The following is a 2,508-nucleotide window of genomic DNA, read 5'->3' as shown; positions in this document are numbered from 1 at the left end:
ACCGCAGCGTTGACCTCGCCGGCGTCCATCTGCCAGCGCCCGATGTTCAGGCGCATGCGCAGCGCTGTCGCGCTTGTCTCGTCCCCGAGCGCCGCGACGACCTGCCGGCCCAACTCTACGGCGCGGACGTAATCACCGATGAAAGCGGCGTAGTGGGCGCTTTCGGTGAGCGCAGCGACGTCGGGCGTCGGCTCCGGCGTGGGCGAAGGGGCCGGCGTCGGCGTTGCAGTTGCTAGAGGCGTTCGCGTCGCGTAGATCGTCGGCTGCACCGGCGCGGCGGCTGCGCGCGCTGGCGGTTGGGCCGGCGAATCAACGGCACAGGCCGTGCAAACAAGCGAGACAAGGAAGACGGTGACAAGAGCGAAGCCGCGCTGCCAGGCATGCAATCCAAGCGGCATGTGATGGGCAGTCTAACACGCACGCGCGCGCCGCTTGCTCGACGATTGCCCATCTTCCAATGAAGCGCGGGGAATCGCCTGCAAGCGATTCCCCGCTTGGTACTGACCCGTCATCTCACGAGAAAGTCCTCGTAATGCACCGGCAGCGCCCAGTCGCCGGTCAGATAGGGGAAGGTCGCTTCCAAGTCGTCGGCCAACTCAACGCCCAGACCGGGCGCGTCCGGCAGATGCAGCGCGCCGGCTTCGATGCGTGGTGGCCGTTTCAAAATCGCCCACTGCAGCGGCCCCTGGATCACGCACAGCTCGCACCACAGCGGATGCGGCAGGGCGGCGACGAAGTGTGCGTTGGCCAGGGTCATCAGCCCGTTGTGCCAGTTGTGCGGGATGACCTTCACGCCGTAGCGTTCGGCCATGCGGGCGATGCGCATGCCCTCGCTCAAGCCGCACCAGCCCATGTCGGGCTGTACGATGTCGTAGGCTTTCTTCTCGAAGTAGGGCATGAACTGGGCGACGGTGGTGAATTGCTCGCCACCGGTAATCGGGATGTCAACGGCGGCGGCCAGGCGCGCGTAGCCGTCTATGTCCGCCTGCGGGATCGGCTCCTCGAACCAAGCGAAGCCCAGCCGCTCCAGCTCGCGGGCGATGGGCAACGCTTGCGCCTCGGTCAGGCGTTGGTTGCCGTCCAGGGCAAGAGCGAAAGGCACACCGGTCGCGCGCACGGCCTGTGCCAGCTCGCGCATCAACCCCAGGAAACGATCCACCGTCACACCATGCCATGTCCACTCGGTACCGAGGCGCAGCTTCATCGCCTTATAGCCCTGGGCGATGTAGCTTAATGCCTCTTCGATGAGCTGATGCGGATCGTCGCCCCAGTCGTAGCGGCAGCCCGAAGAAGCGTAGAGCGGGACCGGATTGATCGGTGATTCGGCACGTAGGCTGGCGCCGCTTTCCACGAGTAACTGGCTGACTGGCTTGCCAGCGACTTTGCCGCGGATGTCCCACAAAGCGCAGTCAATGCCGGCCACGGCGCAATCGTGGCTGCTCGACCGAAAGTGCGGCGATGGCACGATGCTCGGGTCGCGCGGGTCGCGACCGACGAGCAGCGGTGCATAGCGCTCGACCCAGCGTTGGATCTGGAGTGGGCCACCGTAGGCGCAGGCCTCGGCGATGCCCGTCACGCCGGCATCCGTCTCGATGACGACGATGGCGCAATCGGCCTTGACGACGCGAAAGGTCGAGGTGAACCATTGCCGCTCCGGCTCGTGCATGCGGCTGAGGCAGAGGGTGCGAAGGGAAGTGATTTTCATCGTGGTGAGTTGAGAGTGGGGAGTGATGAAATGCTAGCCTAGTTTATAGCCAATCCGGCGCAGCAGATCTTTGCGCCAGGCGATGTCCTCGGCAGCCTCGACGCCTTTGGGGCTGTAACCGTCAATCACGCCCAACACGCCCCGGCCCTGCTCGCTCTCCGCCACGATCACCTCGGTCGAGTTGGCCGTGGCGCAGTAGATGCGGCACACCTCCGGCACTGCCTTGATCGCGTTCAGGACGTTGATCGGATAGAAGCCCTCCGCGAGGAAGACGATGAACGTGTGGCCGGCGGCGATGGCCTGCGCATTGCGCGTCGCTAAAGCGATCATCGCCTCGTCCGTGCCGCTGCAGCGGATCAGCCGCGCGCCCGATGCTTCGCAAAACGCCAGCCCGAACCGGATGCCGGGCACGGCGGTCACCATCGCTTCGTGGATGTCCTCGACCGTCTTGATGAAGTGGGACTGGCCGAGGATGAAATTCACATTATCGGGTTTGTTTATTTTGACCGTGGTCAGTTGCATGATGCCCTCCGTAGTCGCGTTCGCGCCATACGGTGAACGCGACGCAAGTTCACGACGCACGCTCGGCACGTTCGACGCGCACCGGCGCAGCCCAGCTATTGAACCACTCCTGGGCAAGATGCGCGACTCGCTCGAGCGCACCGGGCTCCTCGAAGAGGTGGGTTGCGCCGGGCACGATCTCAAGCCGCTTGGGACAACGCAGCCGCGCCAGCGCCTGCCGGTTCAAATTGAGCACTATCTCGTCGCGCGAGCCGACGATCAACAGCGTCGGCGCTTTGACG

Annotated in this window: 2 protein-coding genes and 2 pseudogenes; all 4 read right to left on the bottom strand. The window is 64.7% G+C overall.

The window, feature by feature from the left end; all coding sequences use genetic code 11:
• Positions 1–398, bottom strand: a pseudogene (locus GXH28_RS15995) (hypothetical protein); the annotation flags it as partial.
• A 110-nt stretch (positions 399–508) separates the two neighbouring features.
• Complete coding sequence (locus GXH28_RS15990; protein ID WP_169239995.1) at positions 509–1,705, bottom strand: mandelate racemase/muconate lactonizing enzyme family protein; 1,197 nt, start codon at positions 1,703–1,705, stop codon at positions 509–511.
• A gap of 33 nt (positions 1,706–1,738) precedes the next feature.
• Entirely contained in the window at positions 1,739–2,227 is a 489-nt protein-coding gene (locus GXH28_RS15985; RefSeq protein ID WP_169239994.1) for an adenosine-specific kinase, read from the bottom strand.
• Positions 2,228–2,276: 49 nt separating this feature from the next.
• A pseudogene (locus GXH28_RS15980) lies at positions 2,277–2,508 on the bottom strand (phosphoribosyltransferase); the annotation flags it as partial.

Source organism: Candidatus Roseilinea sp. NK_OTU-006 (assembly GCF_012931985.1).
Classification (GTDB): Bacteria; Chloroflexota; Anaerolineae; order J036; family Brachytrichaceae; genus JAAFGM01.
The sequence above is the reverse complement of the archived record's forward strand: the minus strand, read 5'-3'. Positions and strand labels throughout refer to the sequence as shown.